Source organism: Paludibaculum fermentans (assembly GCF_051172195.1).
Lineage (GTDB): Bacteria > Acidobacteriota > Terriglobia > Bryobacterales > Bryobacteraceae > Paludibaculum > Paludibaculum fermentans_A.
The window spans coordinates 4,043,861-4,060,964 of sequence record NZ_JBPJAQ010000001.1; the positions used below are offsets into that span (position 1 = coordinate 4,043,861).

Below are 17,104 nucleotides of genomic sequence, written 5' to 3' on the forward strand. Positions count from 1 at the left end.
GTGTTTGCGTGTCGCCGTGGACCCGTTGGCTTCACCCCGAGGCACCCAAGTCGCCAAAATCGTATCGTGTGGGATTATGGAATCAACCCGGATTCGCTACAAGTCCGATGGCGTTTCAGTGCCTGTTACAACGTGATGTAACAGTGGGCAAAACAGTGTGGAAACACCACGTTAGACACTCTGGCGAGGTAACCTTGAATTCATGGTGACGAAGGGCCCGACTCCTGGGGAGGTGCTGGAACAGGTTCGCCGCATTGCCTCCAGCAACACCTTCATCGGCTCTGATCCCACACGTGTGCTCCTGCTCTACCTGGCCGAACATAGCGCCGCCCATCCAGGAGAGTCCGTCAAGGAGATCACGCTCGCCAGCGAAGCACTTGGCAAGGGGACCGACTACGACCCCCGCACCGACTCTTCGGTCCGCGTTCTCGCCAGCCGCCTCCGCTCCAAACTCGCCGAATACTATACCCAGGAAGGCGCCCGCGATCCGCTTCTCATCGCCATCCCCAAGGGCTCCTACTCGATCATCAGCACCTATCGGGCCGCCGATCCCGCCCCGGTTCACACGCCACCGGAACACCCCGTACGCCGTGGGCTCACCGCGCTGTGGATCAGCCTGGCCCTGGTCGCAGTCGTCCTCGCTGCCGCCCTAGGGTTCTGGTTTGGACGCTCAGCCTCCGACACCCCCGTCGTGGCGGGTTCCGACCGCGCCTTCTGGAGCCACTTCCTCACTGGCGAATCACCCATCATCGTGTTCTCCAATCCACGCTTCGTCGGCGACCCAACGGGCGGCCTTCGCCTTTTCATTCCTGACAAGCGACCCGTGGCCGGCCCTGTCAACGACCAGTTCACAGGCGTAGGAGAGGTCATTGCCGTGCACGACGTCGTGCGTTCCCTCCGCGGCCTCGGTCGCGAAGCTCGGGTCAAACGCGCGCAGCTCTTCAGTTGGGACGACGCCCGAACCAGCGACATCATCCTCGTAGGCGGACACGAAGAGAACCTGCCCGCGGCCCAATTGCCGCCGCTCGAGAAATTCAATCTCAAAGCCGAATCGCAGGAACCCTTCCCGAAGCTCGGCGCAGTCCACAACAGCGCTCCCCTCGCCGGCGAGAAACCCTACTACTTCACCGGAAGCGATCCGGACAACGGCACGGAGTATGCGATCGTTGCCCTGACTCAAGGCGTCAACCCCAGCCGCCGCGTTCTCGTCCTGGCCGGCGTCCACACCTTCGGAACCGAAGGAGCGGCCGCTTTCGTGTCTACCCCGGCCCTGATCGCCGACCTCTATCGCAAACTTGGCCTTCGTGCATCCGAGGAGATCGTGCCCTTCGAAGCCCTCATCGAACTCCCGGTCCGGGGCGGCTCACCGCTACCGCCAAGGCTCGTCCTGGTCCACCGCCGCCGCGAAGCCCCAGCCGCACAGTAACGGGGGACGGCTGGGCAGAGGCAAGAGGACACAGGAAAATGCCATTCTTCTACACGACCGGAGAAATGATCCTACCCGGTGATCGCATTCTCCTCCACGACAACCCTGGCGAGATCGAACTCATCGCGGATCCGGATGAGAACTCCGCGGACTGGTACGTCGAGAACTTCGGGGGCGGGGTAATGGTCGTCGAACCGAGAGTCTTCGGCCGGCTCTTCCTGGCCTCAAGCGACGACGATTTCGCGGACATGAAGTTCGTAGCCCGCCGGCTGGAACCCACCTCATGACCGCAGTCAACTTCGCCCGCCCGAACGCAAAAAAAGGCTGGCCCCCACCCAGGTAGGGTAGGGACCAGCCGGTTGGACTCATCCGTTACCGGACGAGCTGGGTCAAACTAGAACGAATAACGCAGGCTGAGCTGCATCGTCCGGTTGCTGCTCTTCGTCGTCACCTTGCCGAACGCCGAGTTGGTCGGGTCCGTCACCGGGGCATCCCAGTTGGGGTGATTCGGGAAGTTGTACATCTCGGCGCGGAACTGGACGCGCTGCTGTTCCGTGATGCTGAACGCTTTGAACAGCGCCACGTTCCAGCTCTGCGATCCCGGCCGGTTGTACTTGTTGCGATTGTTCTGGGTCGTGAACGTGCCCGCCGCCGCCCGCTGGAACAGCGCTGTGCCGTCAGCAGCGGTCGTCCGGAACCAGTAGTTGCTCGCGCCCGTCCAGTAGGCGAACTTCTGATCGCCGCTGTCCAGTTTCGCGTCACCCTTGATGTCCCAGATCTGGTTGCCGCTGCCAGTGCCGACGCCAGCCACATCCTGGCTGGTGGACACCGTGAACGGCGTACCCGTCTGGAACTGGTTCACGCTCGAAAGCTGCCAGCCGCCCAGCAGCTTGCCGCTCAGGTTGTTGTTCCGGAAGACAGGCAGCTCATAGATGAAGTTGACCACCAGCATCTGGCGCACGTCGAAATCGGACGGACCCCAGAAGGTGTGGGCATCGTAGGCGTTCGGTAGAATGGTGCGGCTGCCCGAGGCATCGTCGGTCGACTTGCCGTAGGTATACGCCAGACCATAGCTCAGGCCCTTGCTGAACCGGCGGTTCACGCTGACCTGCAGGGCGTTGTAAGTGGAAGACGCTTCGTTGTTCGTCACGCGGATCGTCGCATAGCCCTTGTAGGGCCGCAGCGTATCCACGTAGGACGTGCTGCTCTGCAGCGTGCCGGGCTGTAGTTGGTTGATGTTGCGTTCACGTTGCAGGTGCAGTCCGCGGCGGCCGACATAGGAAACTTCCACCGTCGTCGCCCAGGGCAGTTCCCGTTCTACCGCGGTATTCCAGCTCCACGCGCTCGGCATCCGGAAGACCGGATCCTGCGTCGTCACGAACAAGGGCAGGCGCGCATTGGCCGCGGCCGCACCCGGATTGTCCACACTGCCGTTGGCCACTGAGGCGTTCGGCTGGAACGGTGCATTGGCGCCCAGGAACACTGAATCGCTCACACCGGTGCGGGTGTAGAAACGGCCGCCGCCGGCGCGAACCACCATCTTCGGGCTCACCGAGTAGGCAATACCCAGACGAGGCTGGAAGTCCGCATAATGGATCTTCGAGTACTCCTTGTTGCCCTTGAACAGCGAGTTGTATTCGCCGCTTGTGGCGATCGGCACACGGCCCTTGGCCGAATCCGGCCAGCCATCACCCGGGATGATCATGCCGTTCAGGTAGTTGCCACTGAGGATGGCGCCGTTCTTCGGATCCTGTACCACCGCCTTTGAAACATCGTAGGAGGCCGGATCGAAAACCGCCATGTTCCGCCACTGGCTGTAGTACGGCTGGATGATGCTGTGCCGTAACCCAAGCTCGAGGCGCAGCTTGTCGGTCACCTTCCAGGAGTCCTGTGCGAACCATTCGAACATGTGCGAGCGATACGGAGTGTACGGACGCGCGCCCAGCTCAGCGTAGTTGCTGAACAGGCCCATCGCCGCATTCGCCACCGCCAGGCCCGTGAACGAGCCGTCGTTGAACTCGAAACGGCCGTTCTGGTTGTTCGTGCCGCCCGGTACGCCCGTCACGTTGATCTGGTCGAAGTCGTTCTGCCCGGCGCGCTCGTACAGGCCGCCGAACTTGATCGTGTGCGTGTTCTTGATGATCGTGAAGTTGTCCGACAGCATGTAGATCGGGCCCGCCGACTTGGCCGGGTACGGACCGCCGTTGATGCCCGTAAAGCCGGCAATCGCCGCCGTCGGGATCTTGTTCGTGATCTCCTTGCGATCGGGGAAAATGTAGGGATAGTTGATTCCGTACTTTGTCCGGTCGAATACACCTGTGCTGGTGTCGATGCCGATGAACACCTGGTCGACGCTGGTGGTTGCCAGCAGTTCGTTCACCATCGTCGGGCCGACGGTCCAGATGTAGTTCAATGAGAAGCTCTTGTTCGGACGGTCGAAGATACGCGGCGTGTGGCCGCTGCCGTCGAACGGAGAGTAATCCCAATAGCTGTAGACCATGCTGCGGAAACGCAACTGGTGGCTGCTCGAAGGGTTGAAGTCGACCGAATAGGTCTCTTTCCGCTGATTCGTCGGAGCGCCCGTGGCCGAGTAGTAGTTGTTGCTGCCGCTAAGGAAGCCCGGTGTCGGCAATTGGGAAGCGCTGAGGATGCCCACACCGTTCGTGCTCAGGCGCGATTTCGGGATGATGTTCCCTGCAAACGGGCTGTTCGTCGTCGGATCGTTGATCGTCCGCGCGCCCGCATAAAACGTGTTGGTCGGGTTCAGCAGCCCGCTGAAGTCGCCCTGCCGCATCGCCGCTGTCGCCACAGTCTGTGTCGTGCTGGCCGTGCTGCGCTGGCGCACATACTCCTGGCTGAACAGGAAGAACAGCTTGCTCTTGTCCGTGTTCCATTTGCCCGGAAGGTAGACCGGACCGTTCACGTTGTAACCAAACTGGTTGTAGCGGAACGGCGACGGCCCGCCGCTGATGCTCGGATTCGAGTTGCGGTTGCGGTCCCACGTATTCGCATTCAAAGCCGAATTCCGGAAGTACTCATACAAGGAACCATGGAACTGCTGGCCGCCGCTGCGCGTGATGATACGCACCTGGCCGCCAATGGATCGGCCATACTCAGCCGGGAAAGCTGACGTAAGGATCTGGATTTCAGCCACCGCGTCCATGTCCGCCGCGCCGATCGCCGTACCGTCCGCGCCACGCGTACGCAGGCCAACTGCGCCGTCCGTGGTCACCGTGCTGTCGGACGAACGCGTGCCGTTGATGTTCGCAATGTTCGCCATGCCAAAGCCGCCGCCGGTCACGGATTGACCGGTCACGCCGGGCTTCAGCAGCGCCAGGTACATCGGGTTGCGGCCCGTCACCTGAATGGATTCAAACTGCGCCCGGTCCACCACGCGGCCCAAAGCGGCCGTATCCGTCTGGATTCGGGTGGCGGAAGCCGTGACTTCCACCGACTGGCTCAGATCACCAACTTCCAGCGTCAGGTCGATGCCTGCCGCCATGTTGGAGTCGATCTTGTTCTTTGTTTTGTTGGTCTTCTTGAAGCCCGCGGCTTCGGCCGAGACCGTGTAGACGCCCGACGGAACGGGAGTAAAAATGTAGTACCCGTTGTCTCCCGTCTTGGTTTCGCGTTCAGCACCCGTGGCTGTATTAGTCAGGACGACCCGGACTGCGGGGATAGTAGCGCCTGTCGAGTCTCTGACAAAGCCCGAGACGCTGGCGTTATCCGATTGTCCGAGTAGGATGGCGGAGGACAGGACAAACATGGCGACGAGCAACCAGGCCCGGCGCAACTGCCCTGTATAAGGAATAGACATGAAGTTCTCCGTTTGTAGTTGGAGTTGTGCAAACTGATCGCGTCAGCGGTGATTCGCGGTGCCGGACACGGCGCCACCACTCCAAGCGCGACCCCCGTGCAAACTGTTAAAATTGTAGAAAGTAATAAGATAAACAGGGAGTAATCCCGCAGTAATGACGGGGTAAGCAAATGCAGGTTACTCGTCCCGAGGCCTCTCCGGACGATCGTTTCAACGTCAGAAACACCGCCCTCGAGGAACTTCAGAAAATCCTGGCCAGCGACGGCTTCGCCAAGTCCGAACGCATGCGCCGTTTCCTCTCCTATGCCGTCGAACATTCGCTGGCTCAAGACCTTGGACAGTTGAAGGAGAGCGTTATCGGTGGTGCGGTCTTTGACCGTCCGGCCTCCTATGACCCAAAAGCGGATCCGATAGTCCGGATTGAGGCGCGCCGCCTCCGCGAGAAGCTCGCTGCTTACTACGCGAAGGAGGGTAAGGACGATCCCATCCGCATTAACCTCCCCAAGGGCGGCTATGTAACGTCCTTCGAGGTCAATCGGAAGCCGCGCAACCTCTCCACCCCGGCGATCCTTGACCTAAAAATAGGCGTTCAGGCTCCGAAAACCCTAAAGAAGCCTAATCCACCAACGGAATCCGGACTCCTTCCTGCAGATTTACCGGCTCCTCCGCTGCCTAGTGCACCGGTCGAGGCAGCACCCGTCCCGATTCGACTCCGCCCCAGCTTCTCGCTTCGCGTCATCGGCCTGTCTCTCTTCGCCGTGGCCGTCCTGGTCGTCGCAGTTTGGAAGATTGCCGCCTCGCGTCCAGGCCCTCCGCCGCTCGAAGTCCGCACCTTCACCAGTCTGCCCGGAGCCGAGTTGCAGCCCTCCTTCTCTCCCGATGGCACCAAGGTGGCGTTCCTGTGGAACGGTTCAGAAAGCGGCCGTCGCAACATCTACGTCCAGAATGTCGGCAGCTTCTCGCCCGTCCTCCTCACCAAAGAGGCCGAAGGCGAAGTGTCCAGCCCCGTCTGGTCCCCCGGGGGCCGGGAGATTGCCTTCCTCCGCCCCACTGGACCCGACCATCTGGGCATCTTTGTAATGGATCTCGCCACCCGCGATATCGTCCGCCGCGCCGTCATCGAATCCGCCCCCAGTCCCGTCGGCCCGTCCGTCCTCATCGACTGGTCGCCGGACGGCAAATACATTGCCGCGACGGACCGCCGGGATCTCGTCTTAATCTCTACCGCCAATGGGACCATCACCCGCATCACCACCAGCCCGGAGCAGATCCTTGGTCACTACGAGCCGGCTTTCTCCCCCGATGGCCGCAGCATCGCCTTCCGCGAATCCCTCAGCCACGGCGTCGACCAACTCTCCGTCGTGATCCTGGCGACCGGTCGGATCACCCGTCTCACCACGGGCCCTCACCCCTTGATGGGCCATTCCTGGACTGCCGACGGCAGCGCGCTGGTCTTCGCCCGGCAACGCAGCCTCTGGCGCATTTCCGCCGCTGGCGGCGAGCCTCAACGCCTCACCGATGGCACCGTCACCGCCCGCCATCCGCGCGTCGCCCACACCGGAAACCGCATGGTGTTCGCCAGCCCTCGGCAGACCATCCGTATCTGGCGACAACCCCTCCCGGCCGGTAAACCCGAACTGGTGCTCTCCTCCACCCTGACCGATGTGAGCCCCGACATCGCCCCCGACGGCCGTCGCATTGCCTTCCGCAGCGACCGTAGCGGCACAGACGAAATCTGGGTATCCGATATCAACGGTGCGGCTCCGCGCCGGCTTACCCGTTTCGGCAGGACTCTCACCGGGTGCCCGCGCTGGTCCCCCGACGGGCACTCCATCGCCTTGGATTCCCGTACGGGCGACAACTCCGACATCTTCATCGTGAACGCGGGGAACGGCAAACTGCGCCGCTTCACTCGCGAGAGCTACGACGAAGTAGTCCCCAGTTGGTCCCGCGACGGCCGCACCATCTATTACTCGGCCAACACCAGTGGCACCTGGCAGATCTGGAAACGCCCCTACATCGGCGGTGCGGCCACCCAGGTGACCCAAGGCGGCGGTTTTGGCGCCTGGGAATCCACCGATGGCCGCTGGCTCTACTTCACAAAAGACCGCGGCGGCCGCGCAATCTGGCGCCTGCCCGTCGCCGGCGGCCACGAAGAAGTCGTGTTTGAAGGCCTCGATGCCGGCATGTGGGGCAACTGGCGCCTCTTCAACGACACCATCTTCTTCGCCGGCGTCAAGCCGCCGTATTCATTGCGCGCATTCGACTTGAACACCCGCAAAGAGACCAGCCTGGCCGAACTGCCCAATCGGCCACTGGTCGGAGACGCCGGGCTGGCCGTAGCACCCGATGGGTCCGCCATCTTCATCTCCCTGGCCGACCCGATAGCCAGTGATCTCTTCCTCGTCGAACAATTCCATTAGCCCGCATTTCACCCATCGCTGAGCCGCCAACGACGGGTGAAAGATGCGGCGCTCCAACATGCCTATTTTTTGTGCAGAATCCCGTCCAGCAGCAGATACCGTTGCCGCGTCTCAGGCACAGCGCAGGACTCCGCATTCAAGCTCATGATCTGGAACCCCGAGCCAGGCGCGTAGGCCGGCCACTTCGGCAGCCCGGCACCATTGGGATCGCCGGTCTTGACGAAATTCGCAAAGTAGCCTTCCATGACCTCCGACAGCTTGTAGTCGGCCGGCTCCCAGGCATAGTGCTTGTTCGTGGCCAGGTTGCCCAAAGCGTACTCGATCTCGGCGGAGTGCACGGCTCCACGCCATTTCGGAACGGAGGAAGCCGCAGCCGCATTGGTGATGATCCCGCCCGCGGTGCCAGGCAATTGGTCGGCCCGCCCCAGGAACTTTGGCCTCGGCCGCCCGTAAAGGAATCGGAACACCGCCTGTCCGCTCGACTGCCGGTGACCCTCTGCCAACCGCCACATGTTGTAGCCCATCCCACGGTCCGTTGCCAAAGTCTGGGCCGCATCCAACACCTGATCCGCTGTCTGCCCGGCCGGATACGATGCCAGCACGCGATCGGCATCCGCTCCGAACAGTTTGCGTACTGCCGCGCTATACCCCTCGGGTGTCGCCGGATTCTCGCCCAGCAACGACTGTGCGTTCCGGTCTTCCGTCACCCAGCCCAGCAGCAACGGCACCCGCGCCAGTTCCCCTTTGTCCGCGCATTCGATCAGGTCCTTCGCCGCCACCTGGTAGCCATCCGCGATTGCCTCGAAACGCGTCCAGGCCGGCTGCGCGGTCATCGCCAGCACCTTCTCCGCGGGGATCGCCCGCAGATCCTTCAACGACTTGGCGCCGGCTGCCGCCATGAACTCCAACCCGCGCTTCTCGGCATCCGCCAGGGACAGCGGCTTCACCGCACTCACCATGCTGCCGCTTTCCAGAATTGCGCCCGAGAACAAACCCTTCGATAAGGGCGAGAGCAGTTGCACACTCACGGAACGCGATCCGGCCGACTGGCCCGCAATCGTCACCCGCTTGGGATCGCCTCCAAATGCCGCGATATTAGCCTGCACCCACTGCAGCGCCATGTTCTGATCCAGGAAACCGTAGTTGCCCGAAGAGTGATAGGCAGCTTCCGCGGTCAGTTCCGGATGAGCCAAGAACCCAAATACCGAAAGTCGATAGTTGATGGTGACCGAGACGATGCCCTTCGTCGCCATGCTCTCGCCGTCGTAGCGGTACTCTGACCCGTCGCCAGCCATCAGCCCGCCGCCAAAGAAGTACACCAGCACCGGCAGCTTCTCCGAAGCCGTCTTGGCCGGCGTCCACACGTTCAGGTACAGGCAATCCTCGCTCGTACCCTTGCCGCGGAACTCCATGTCTCCAAAGATCGGCCGCTGCATGCAGCTCGACGCGAAATCTACCGCCGGGCGGACGCCCGCCCACTTCTTCGCCGGCTGCGGCGCCTTCCAGCGCAACTCGCCCACAGGCGGGGCGGCAAACGGAATCGCCCGGAACATCCGGACCCCGGACTGTGCGGTGATCCCTTCCACCACACCATTCACGGTCTTGACGCGGGGACCGGCGGGTGCTCCCTGGACTGCTACCAGGCCCGCCACCGCACAGAAGCAAAGGCTCATCAACAACTTCATGGTTCTGCTCCGATCTGGAGGAAGCATCCGCGCCGCCGGCGCTCCGCGCGAATCCACTTCAGCGTCGCCTGGAGGGACACGTTGCTTCGTTCAGCCACCTAGATCATATACAGCCTGTTGACCCAGTGCGCGCCGGAGCTCAAAGTCCGGCTAACGCCCCTCGCCCACCACTTCCGTCGAGAACGTCACATAGGGAAACACTTCCGGGATGTGCGAGTCGTAGTGCCCGTGCTGATTCCACGTCCAGCCCGCGCACGGATCCAGCACCTCGCCGTTCCGGCCGATCTTCTCAAACCGGCTGCAATCGATCCGCCAGACATCCCCGTCCTTCGGCGGCAGCGACCGCCCGTCACGCAGCAACTCCAGCCCCTTCCAGGGAAAGGCCAGTTCCGCCGTCCAGCCCCGGTCTGTCTTGTCCCTTCGGTTCACCACACCATCCACATGCACAGCCGTCCGCAGGCCCGGATAATCCCAATCCAGGAACCCCCACCGCTCGCCCCGTTCGTGCACATGGCCGCCTACTCCATCCAGCACCATAGTCCTCTGCGTGGCGGGATCAAACTCCGGCCGCCCAAAATACTTCGACCCCGGCAGGAAGATGTCCTTCCAAACCCAGAACACTTCATACACCGTGTTCAGCGCATTCATCTCAAACTCGTAGTACGCGTCCTGGGCGCCGATGAACAACTCAAGGTCGTTCTCTTCATAGATCTTCGAGTCCCGCTCAGTCAGCGTGCCCCAGACGTCGTTCTCTTCCGCCCAGAACCCGAAGTAGAGATTCTCGTCGTCCCAGAGCAGTGCCGTGCGCGTGTCAAACCACGCCGGTTCCCCAGTGACGATATCCACAAAGGGCGTCGATTTCGGGGCCGCCAGCCACGACGGCTCATTCAGCTTGCCATCGATCGTCAGCGGTCCGTTGGCCCGATAGCAGGTGTAGCGCGCAGGTTCAAAAGGATACATGGGTTGCTCTCGAATTATAGGCCGAACCCCGGGCGGCCGTGTCGCGCGACCGGCCCGAACCTCAACCTTGTAAGACGTTTGGCCCCCCATCTGAAAAACTTCACGATTTAGTACAAAATGGAAGCAGAGATGCCGGAAGCACCAGACCAAAGCCTGCTGGACGCCCTGCTCGACTCCTGGGACCGCAACAATACCATCCTCGTCAACCTCCTCCACGCCATCCCGCCCAGCGGCTTGGAAGCACGTGCGACGCCCACCAGCCACACCGTCTCCGAGATGTTCACTCACCTCCACCATGAGCGGATGGTGTCAGTTCTTGAAGAGGCTCCAGAGTTCGCTGGAGAGGTGCCGTCACAGGAGTGGGTTTTCGAGCCCGACCCTCACCGTATCGCCGGGATGCTAAACGAAAGCGCCGGGCGTGTCCGCGACGCGGTGCGGGGCAGGGTAGAAGCCGGCCGAGCCTTGGACTTGCACTACGACCATCCGATCCTGCTCGTTCAGCTCCTGATCTTCCACGAGTCCTACCACCACGGCCAGATCAAGCTGGCCCTCAAACTCTCCGGCCGCCCAATCTCCGACGATGAGGCCGGCCCGCTCACCTGGGATGTCTGGAGAAAGCGGCAGGGTCACGGCTAGCAGGCGAAGTCAATTTGCGTTCGCCTGCAGAAACGCCAGCAGCCACGCCTGCACCTCAGCCACCTGCTCCGGAACATTGTTGTGACCCGTCTCCAGGGCCAGCATCAGCTTCTTCTGCCCCGGGATCACGTTATACGCCGAGTACATTGAGGTCGGTGGGCACGTTTCATCGTTGAAGCCCCACGAGTACAGCCCGGGCACCTTCACCCGCCGCGCGAAATTGACCACGTCGTAGTAGCGCGACGTCTCGATCTTGTCCTGCGACCGGTGGGCCATCGGACCCTCAGTCGCGCGGAACATGTGCGGCCAACCGCCGGCCCGATTCTGCAGATACCCGGTGACATCCGATAACGCCGGGTAGTACGCAGCCAACCCCTTGACCCGCGGATCCAGCGCTGCTGTCACAATCGAGAGCGCCCCACCCTGGCTGCCGCCAGTCACGACGAGATGCACCCCATCCCATTTCGCAAGGCTGGTCAGGTAATCGTTGGCACGGACACACCCCAGGTAAACCCGCCGGAAATAGTACCGGTCCCGGTTGTCGAGGCCGAACGTGTTGTAGTTCGCCAGCGCCCCGGCGCCCAACGAATCGTACACCGTCTGGTCCATCGTCACCGGAATCCCATGAATCCCCACCTGCAGCGTAATCACACCGCGAGCCGCCATCTCCGCCATGCCGCGGTAGGGCCGCACTCCAGCGCCCGGCACACTCAACAACGCCGGATACTTGCCCGGTGCCTTGGGCTCGCACAGAATGCCGTAAAACCGCGACGGCGCATTCCCCATGCCGACGTTCTGCAGGTTCACCTGATAGCAGTCGGCCTGCGCATTGCCATATTCGGGCAGCGGCGTGATTCTGGCGTCGATCGGCAGTTTCGCCAGTGCCGCCTTGCCCGCAGCCCAGAACTCGTCGAAGTCCGCCGGATCCTGCTGTGTCGGCTTGATCGACTCCGGCTGGAATGCAGCGGTCGCCAGGCCGCGATAAGTCTTGCCGTTCTTCTCCACCGTGGCGATGCACCGCAGGAAGCCGGGTTCGTTCATCGTCCCGCCCTCCACCGTCAGGCTCTCGCCCGTAATCGTCGCCGTCTGGTCGATCTTCGGCGGCATCATCTCCGGACCAATCCGGTAAGTCACCTTCACCCCGCTCAAAGCGTGGCCGTCCTGCACGGCCGTGATCTGGAACTTCACCGGCTTACCGGGCTCATACCGCCAATCCGTATGGTCGGTGGCGACCCGAACCTGAATCGTGCCGACACGATCCTGGGCGGCGAGTGAAAAAGCGAGTAGGGAAAGTAGCGCGAATCGGAGCATAGCTAACCAAACACAATATCGCGGATGGCCCTCTCGCTGTTCGCTGCACAAACGCGGAGGCCCGCCTCCGCACCGTACACTACACACATGTCCCTTCGCCCATCACCCCGAGCCGTGTGGGCCCTCACCCTCGCGGGCATCATCGCGGCCGGCATCGTATCCCGCCTCCATCAGACCGGCTTCGTCCTAATCGACAAATACCTCGGGGACGCCCTCTATGCTGCGATGTTCTACGTCCTCCTCCGCCCCTTCTGGAAACCCTCCACCACTGCGATCTGCGCCATGGCCGCCATGACCGCCATCGAACTCTTCCAACTCACCCGCATCCCCGCCCAACTCCTCACCAGCGAACACGGGATAGTGCGGATCGTGGCCCGCCTCCTCGGCACCCAGTTCAGCTTCTTCGACCTCGTAGCCTACGCCGTAGGCATTGCCTCCATTTATCGCGCCGACACTGCCCGATCCTAATGCCCAGCCCAGGGGACCTCCGCCGCAGCCGGAACCACCCCTGACAAATCCAAACAAAAAAGTACAAATTAGGCGTCCTCGACCCTGCTGACGCACCCCGAATCTATCTGTATCTTCTCGTCTATATTTAAGCAAACAAGGTCTTAAAAACTCTATTGACAATACCGGAGAAAAAGACTCTAATTTATCAAGGTTCGCCAAATGCAGTTGACTCGCGCAGCCGATTACGCAGTCCGGGTGATGCTTCACCTGGCCACTGTTCCCGTCGGCGGGCGCGTCACTCTCACCGAGTTTGCAAACTTCGGCGATGCCCCCGAAGCCTTCCTCAGCAAAGTCCTGCAGGCCCTCACTCGCGCCGGACTCACCCTCTCCCATCGCGGAGTCTCCGGCGGCTACACCCTTGCCAAGCCGGCCGAGTCCATTACTCTCCTCGACGTCGTCGAAGCCCTGGAAGGCCCGCTCCAACTCAATGCCTGCATCGGCCCCGAAGGCTTCTGTGGCCGCAGCGACTGGTGCAGCGTCCATGTGGTCTGGCAGGAGGCGCAGGATGCGCTGACCGCCGTCCTCCGTGCTCACACGATCGCTGCCCTGGCCGCCCGGACCCCGGCCACCGGCCCCATCTGCGGGGTGCCCAAATGGAGCTGACCTGGGTCGCCCTCGCCGCCAGCCTCTTTATGGGCCTCGGCGCTGCGTGTGTCTTTGTCTTTGCCGTGAAGCGCGACTATTTTCGCGACCTCGAAGACGCCAAGTATCAGGTCTTCTGGTCGGACATTCAAGAACTGGTAGATCAACCCAAGGAGTCGGATGAAGATGGCGGGAAATCCCAAATTCGCTCATAACAAGGATGCGGCCGGCGAGCCGGGCATGAACCGGCGCCGCATGCTTGCCTGGTTCAGTGGTTTTGGACTGTTTGGCTCGGCGATCCTGAGCGCTTTTTCGAATCTCGTGTTCATCAAGCCGCGTGCCACCTACGGGCAGCCCCAGCGGTTCAACATCGGCAAGCCGGAGGAGTTTCCTTCCGGCACTCGCATGGCTCTCGACACCCGCCGTGTGTGCGTTGTGCGGGAGGGAGACAAGCTTGCCGCCATCTCTACCACCTGCACCCACCTCGGCTGCATCGTCAGCGTCGCCGACACCGGCTTCTCCTGCCCCTGCCACGGCTCGCGCTACGACCAGGATGGCAACGTGACCGGTGGACCCGCTCCCAAGGCCCTCCCCTGGTACAAGGTGAGCCTCGCCCCGAACGGCGAAATCGAGATCGACAAGGATACTGAGGTCGAGCCTGGGAGCTACCTGAACGTATGAGCCAGGCAGTCAAACCCCCCTCGCTGTGGACGAACATGCGGGAACTGCCGGCAAACGTCTGGCACTCGCTATTTCGTAACCCGCTCCCCACGGACGATCTGCAGCGCTCCTCCACCAGCTTCACCAATTTCTTCCTTCACATCCACCCGGTGAAGGTCAATAAGAACACGCTCCGGCCCATCTACACCATGGGCCTGGGCCTCATGTCTTTCTTCCTCTTCCTGATCCTGGTCGTCACCGGCGTCCTGCTGATGTTCTACTACGTGCCGTCCACAACGCAGGCATACGATCGCATGTTGGACCTGCGCGGCACGGTCGCCTTCGGCATCTTCCTGCGCAACATGCACCGCTGGGCCGCTCACGGCATGGTCGGCGTCGTTGCCCTCCACATGTGCCGGGTCTTCTTCACCGGCTCCTACAAGAAGCCCCGTGAGTTCAACTGGGTCATCGGCGTCCTGCTCTTCCTGCTCACTCTCTTCTCCAGCTTCACCGGCTACCTGCTTCCCTGGGATCAGCTGGCTTTCTGGGCCATCACCGTCGGCACCTCCATCGCCGCTTACGCCCCTGTCGTTGGCAAGGACATCCAGTTCCTCATGCTCGGCGACGCCACCGTCGGACAGGAAGCGCTGCTTCGCTTCTACGTCCTCCACGTGGCTGTCCTGCCGGTCATCGTCACTCTACTCGTCGCCATTCACTTCTGGCGGATCCGCAAAGACGGCGGACTCTCCCGTCCCGAAGAGACCTCGGTCCCTGTCGCCGTCAGCATCAAGGCTGTCGAACTCAACAAAAACAAGACCTACGGCCTGCAGGGCTTCGTCCGCGGACCCTTCACCAAGATCGGCAATACGCCCGACAACTCAGTCTTCGCCTGGCCCAATCTGCTCATTGCCGAGCTGTTCGTGTTCATCCTCACCCTCGCCGCCATCCTGACGCTTTCCATGATGTTCAACGCGCCGCTCGAAGAGCCCGTCAACGTCATGCATCCGCCAAATCCGGCCAAGGCGCCCTGGTACTTCCTGGGCCTGCAGGAGATGGTCAGCTACTCCGCCTTCTGGGGCGGAGTCGGCATCCCCACCATCTTCGTCCTGCTCTTATTGGGTACACCCTACCTCGACCGGCGCACCGCCGGCGTCGGCAAGTGGTTCGCCCGTGAGCGCCTGCTCGCCAATACGATCTTCATGACCTTCCTGATCGTCAACGTGGTGTTCGTCATTATCGGGACCTTCTTCCGGGGACCCAACTGGGAGTTCGTCTCCCCTTGGAAATGAGGTGACTTCATGAGACTCGCACTTGCTATCGCCAGTTTCGTGGTCCTCATCGTCCACGGGCTCGTCTTCTACCAGCAGTTCTTCCACAAGTGGGAGAACTACCAGACCGCCTATTTCGACCAGGCGCGCGCCCTCTCCAAGACTGATGCCGAGAAGGCCGCCCTCACCGCCCGCTCACCCCGCATCGAGCAGTCGCTCGTCACCAAGTTCGGTGACAATCGCGTCGATCGCTGCATCACCTGCCACCTCGCGATGGACGATCCCCGCTTCAAGGATCACGCCCAGCCGCTGCGCACCCACCCCTACACCGCCGGCATGGGTGACGTCCAGGTCAACGGAAAATGGGAGCGCCGTCACAAGTTCGCTGACTTCGGCTGTACCGTCTGCCATGACGGCCAGGGCCGCGGCCTGCAGGAGCACTTTAGCCACGGTGAAGACGAATACTGGCCTGATCCGCTGGCCGGCTACATTGTCCAGGCCAACTGGCGCAAGGATTTCGCATCCAAGCTGAAGGGCAAGGACTACATGCAGTCCAACTGCGCCCAGTGCCATACCGAAGAGAACTTCGCCGGCACCGCTCTCGTCGATCGCGGGCGCAAGCTCTTCTTCGCCAACAACTGCTACGGCTGCCACCGCATTGAAGGCCTCTCCGAAGGTACCCTCGGTCCGGATCTCTCCGAGATCGGCCATAAGTTCAAGATCGACTACCTCTGGGAGTCCATCGTCGACCCCCGCGCCAACCTCGCCACCTCGTTCATGCCCCAGTTCCATCTCAGCGAACCCGACGTCAAGGCGCTCGTCATCTTCCTGAAGAGCCGCCGCGGCGTCAACTTCTCTGAGACTTCCCTCCAGCGCTACCGCGCTTCGCTCAACGCGAAACGGCCGCCGGAAGGCGCCGCTGAACCCGTCGTGCTGCAGGGCGCCGCCCTCATCTCATCGGGAGAAAAGCTGGTTACCGACCACGCCTGCACCGCCTGCCACAAACTCGGCTCGCGCGACGGCGGTATTGCCCCCGACCTCAGCTTCGAAGGTCTCATGAAGCCCGAACCCTGGATTCTCGAACACTTCAAGAATCCGCCCGCCTTGATTCGGGACTCCATCATGCCCACCTTCCGCTTCCCCGTGGCTGACTTCCAGGCCATGAGCACCTATCTGGCCAGCCTCAAGACTCCGCCGCCCATGCCCACCCCGGCCGATACCTTTAAGGAGCTCTGCCAGCGCTGCCACGGCGAGAAGGGCGACGGCCACGGCCCCATCGCCATCTACCTCGACCCCTACCCCCGCGACCTCACCAAGGCCGGCTTCATCAACAGCAAGCCCCTCAGTCGTCTCCAGGATTCCATCAAGACCGGCGTCGCCGGCACCTCCATGCCCGCTTGGGGCCAGGTGCTTAACGATAGCCAGATCCAGGGCGTCCTCCAGTACGTCTTCACCACCTATACGAAGGAGCCGCGCAAAGAGGTCACCGCCCGCAAAGTACCCGAGAAGAATCCCGTCGCTTCCAGTTCCGAATCCATGGCGCGCGGAGAAGATACCTTCATCCGCCGCTGCTCCGGTTGCCACGGCCGCAAGGCCGACGGCAAAGGTCCGAACTCCCTCGACATCCTGCCGCGGCCCCGCAACCTGCGCAATACGGCTTTTGTCGAGAGCATTTCAGACCACCGGATGTTCGATTCCATTCTCTACGGCGTGCAAGGCTCCGCCATGCCGTCGTGGATCGACTACGGTCTGTCCCAGAACGAAGTTGGCGACCTCGTCAACTTCATCCGCGGCATCAATGCCCGGAGTGCCGCCCGCAAGTAGTT

The 17,104-nt window shown here is 62.0% G+C and carries 14 protein-coding genes; 10 read left to right on the plus strand and 4 right to left on the minus strand.

Annotated features, from left to right (window positions below):
* Nucleotides 1–202: 202 nt before the first annotated feature.
* Together ACR9Y2_RS16390 and ACR9Y2_RS16395 are read left to right on the plus strand one after the other, a co-directional pair.
* Entirely contained in the window at nucleotides 203–1,426 is a 1,224-nt protein-coding gene (locus ACR9Y2_RS16390) for a hypothetical protein (protein WP_435042499.1), read from the plus strand.
* A 38-nt stretch (nucleotides 1,427–1,464) separates the two neighbouring features.
* Complete coding sequence (locus ACR9Y2_RS16395; protein ID WP_435042500.1) at nucleotides 1,465–1,713, plus strand: hypothetical protein; 249 nt, start codon at nucleotides 1,465–1,467, stop codon at nucleotides 1,711–1,713.
* A gap of 107 nt (nucleotides 1,714–1,820) precedes the next feature.
* Here ACR9Y2_RS16395 and ACR9Y2_RS16400 read toward each other — a convergent pair whose 3' ends face one another.
* Nucleotides 1,821–5,243, minus strand: a complete 3,423-nt coding sequence (locus ACR9Y2_RS16400; RefSeq protein WP_435042502.1) for a carboxypeptidase regulatory-like domain-containing protein — start codon at nucleotides 5,241–5,243, stop codon at nucleotides 1,821–1,823.
* Nucleotides 5,244–5,413: 170 nt separating this feature from the next.
* On the opposite strand from ACR9Y2_RS16400, the gene ACR9Y2_RS16405 reads away from it, so the two are divergent.
* Nucleotides 5,414–7,666 carry a hypothetical protein gene (locus ACR9Y2_RS16405; RefSeq protein WP_435042504.1) on the plus strand — a complete coding sequence of 751 codons (2,253 nt, stop codon included), beginning with the start codon at nucleotides 5,414–5,416 and terminating at the stop codon, nucleotides 7,664–7,666.
* A 62-nt stretch (nucleotides 7,667–7,728) separates the two neighbouring features.
* Here the strand turns inward: ACR9Y2_RS16405 and ACR9Y2_RS16410 are convergent, their stop codons facing one another.
* Together ACR9Y2_RS16410 and ACR9Y2_RS16415 are read right to left on the minus strand one after the other, a co-directional pair.
* Nucleotides 7,729–9,351, minus strand: coding sequence for a carboxylesterase/lipase family protein (locus ACR9Y2_RS16410; protein WP_435042506.1), 1,623 nt, complete (start codon nucleotides 9,349–9,351; stop codon nucleotides 7,729–7,731).
* Nucleotides 9,352–9,501: 150 nt separating this feature from the next.
* Nucleotides 9,502–10,311 (minus strand): carbohydrate-binding family 9-like protein, encoded by an 810-nt coding sequence (locus ACR9Y2_RS16415; protein ID WP_435042508.1) that lies wholly within the window; start codon nucleotides 10,309–10,311, stop codon nucleotides 9,502–9,504.
* 129 nt (nucleotides 10,312–10,440) lie between these two features.
* Here ACR9Y2_RS16415 and ACR9Y2_RS16420 point away from each other — a divergent pair, with 129 nt between their 5' ends.
* Nucleotides 10,441–10,947, plus strand: a complete 507-nt coding sequence (locus ACR9Y2_RS16420; protein WP_435042509.1) for a DinB family protein — start codon at nucleotides 10,441–10,443, stop codon at nucleotides 10,945–10,947.
* 9 nt (nucleotides 10,948–10,956) lie between these two features.
* Here the strand turns inward: ACR9Y2_RS16420 and ACR9Y2_RS16425 are convergent, their stop codons facing one another.
* Nucleotides 10,957–12,258, minus strand: a complete 1,302-nt coding sequence (locus ACR9Y2_RS16425; RefSeq protein WP_435042511.1) for an acetylxylan esterase — start codon at nucleotides 12,256–12,258, stop codon at nucleotides 10,957–10,959.
* 87 nt (nucleotides 12,259–12,345) lie between these two features.
* On the opposite strand from ACR9Y2_RS16425, the gene ACR9Y2_RS16430 reads away from it, so the two are divergent.
* The 6 genes from ACR9Y2_RS16430 (at nucleotide 12,346) to ACR9Y2_RS16455 (ending at nucleotide 17,102) form a co-directional block, all read left to right on the plus strand.
* Nucleotides 12,346–12,726 carry a DUF2809 domain-containing protein gene (locus ACR9Y2_RS16430; protein ID WP_435042513.1) on the plus strand — a complete coding sequence of 127 codons (381 nt, stop codon included), beginning with the start codon at nucleotides 12,346–12,348 and terminating at the stop codon, nucleotides 12,724–12,726.
* A 201-nt stretch (nucleotides 12,727–12,927) separates the two neighbouring features.
* Nucleotides 12,928–13,371: an RrF2 family transcriptional regulator gene (locus ACR9Y2_RS16435; RefSeq protein ID WP_435042514.1), complete on the plus strand. Its 444-nt coding sequence runs from the start codon at nucleotides 12,928–12,930 to the stop codon at nucleotides 13,369–13,371.
* Nucleotides 13,362–13,565 (plus strand): hypothetical protein, encoded by a 204-nt coding sequence (locus ACR9Y2_RS16440; protein ID WP_194452968.1) that lies wholly within the window; start codon nucleotides 13,362–13,364, stop codon nucleotides 13,563–13,565. Before ACR9Y2_RS16435 ends, ACR9Y2_RS16440 begins: the two co-directional genes overlap by 10 nt.
* Nucleotides 13,531–14,031 carry a ubiquinol-cytochrome c reductase iron-sulfur subunit gene (locus ACR9Y2_RS16445; RefSeq protein ID WP_435042515.1) on the plus strand — a complete coding sequence of 167 codons (501 nt, stop codon included), beginning with the start codon at nucleotides 13,531–13,533 and terminating at the stop codon, nucleotides 14,029–14,031. The genes ACR9Y2_RS16440 and ACR9Y2_RS16445 overlap by 35 nt, the downstream gene beginning before the upstream one ends.
* On the plus strand, nucleotides 14,028–15,299 hold the full coding sequence (locus ACR9Y2_RS16450) for a cytochrome b N-terminal domain-containing protein (RefSeq protein WP_435042517.1): 1,272 nt from the start codon (nucleotides 14,028–14,030) through the stop codon (nucleotides 15,297–15,299). The genes ACR9Y2_RS16445 and ACR9Y2_RS16450 overlap by 4 nt, the downstream gene beginning before the upstream one ends.
* Nucleotides 15,300–15,308: 9 nt before the next feature.
* Nucleotides 15,309–17,102, plus strand: coding sequence for a c-type cytochrome (locus ACR9Y2_RS16455; protein ID WP_435042518.1), 1,794 nt, complete (start codon nucleotides 15,309–15,311; stop codon nucleotides 17,100–17,102).
* Nucleotides 17,103–17,104: the final 2 nt, after the last annotated feature.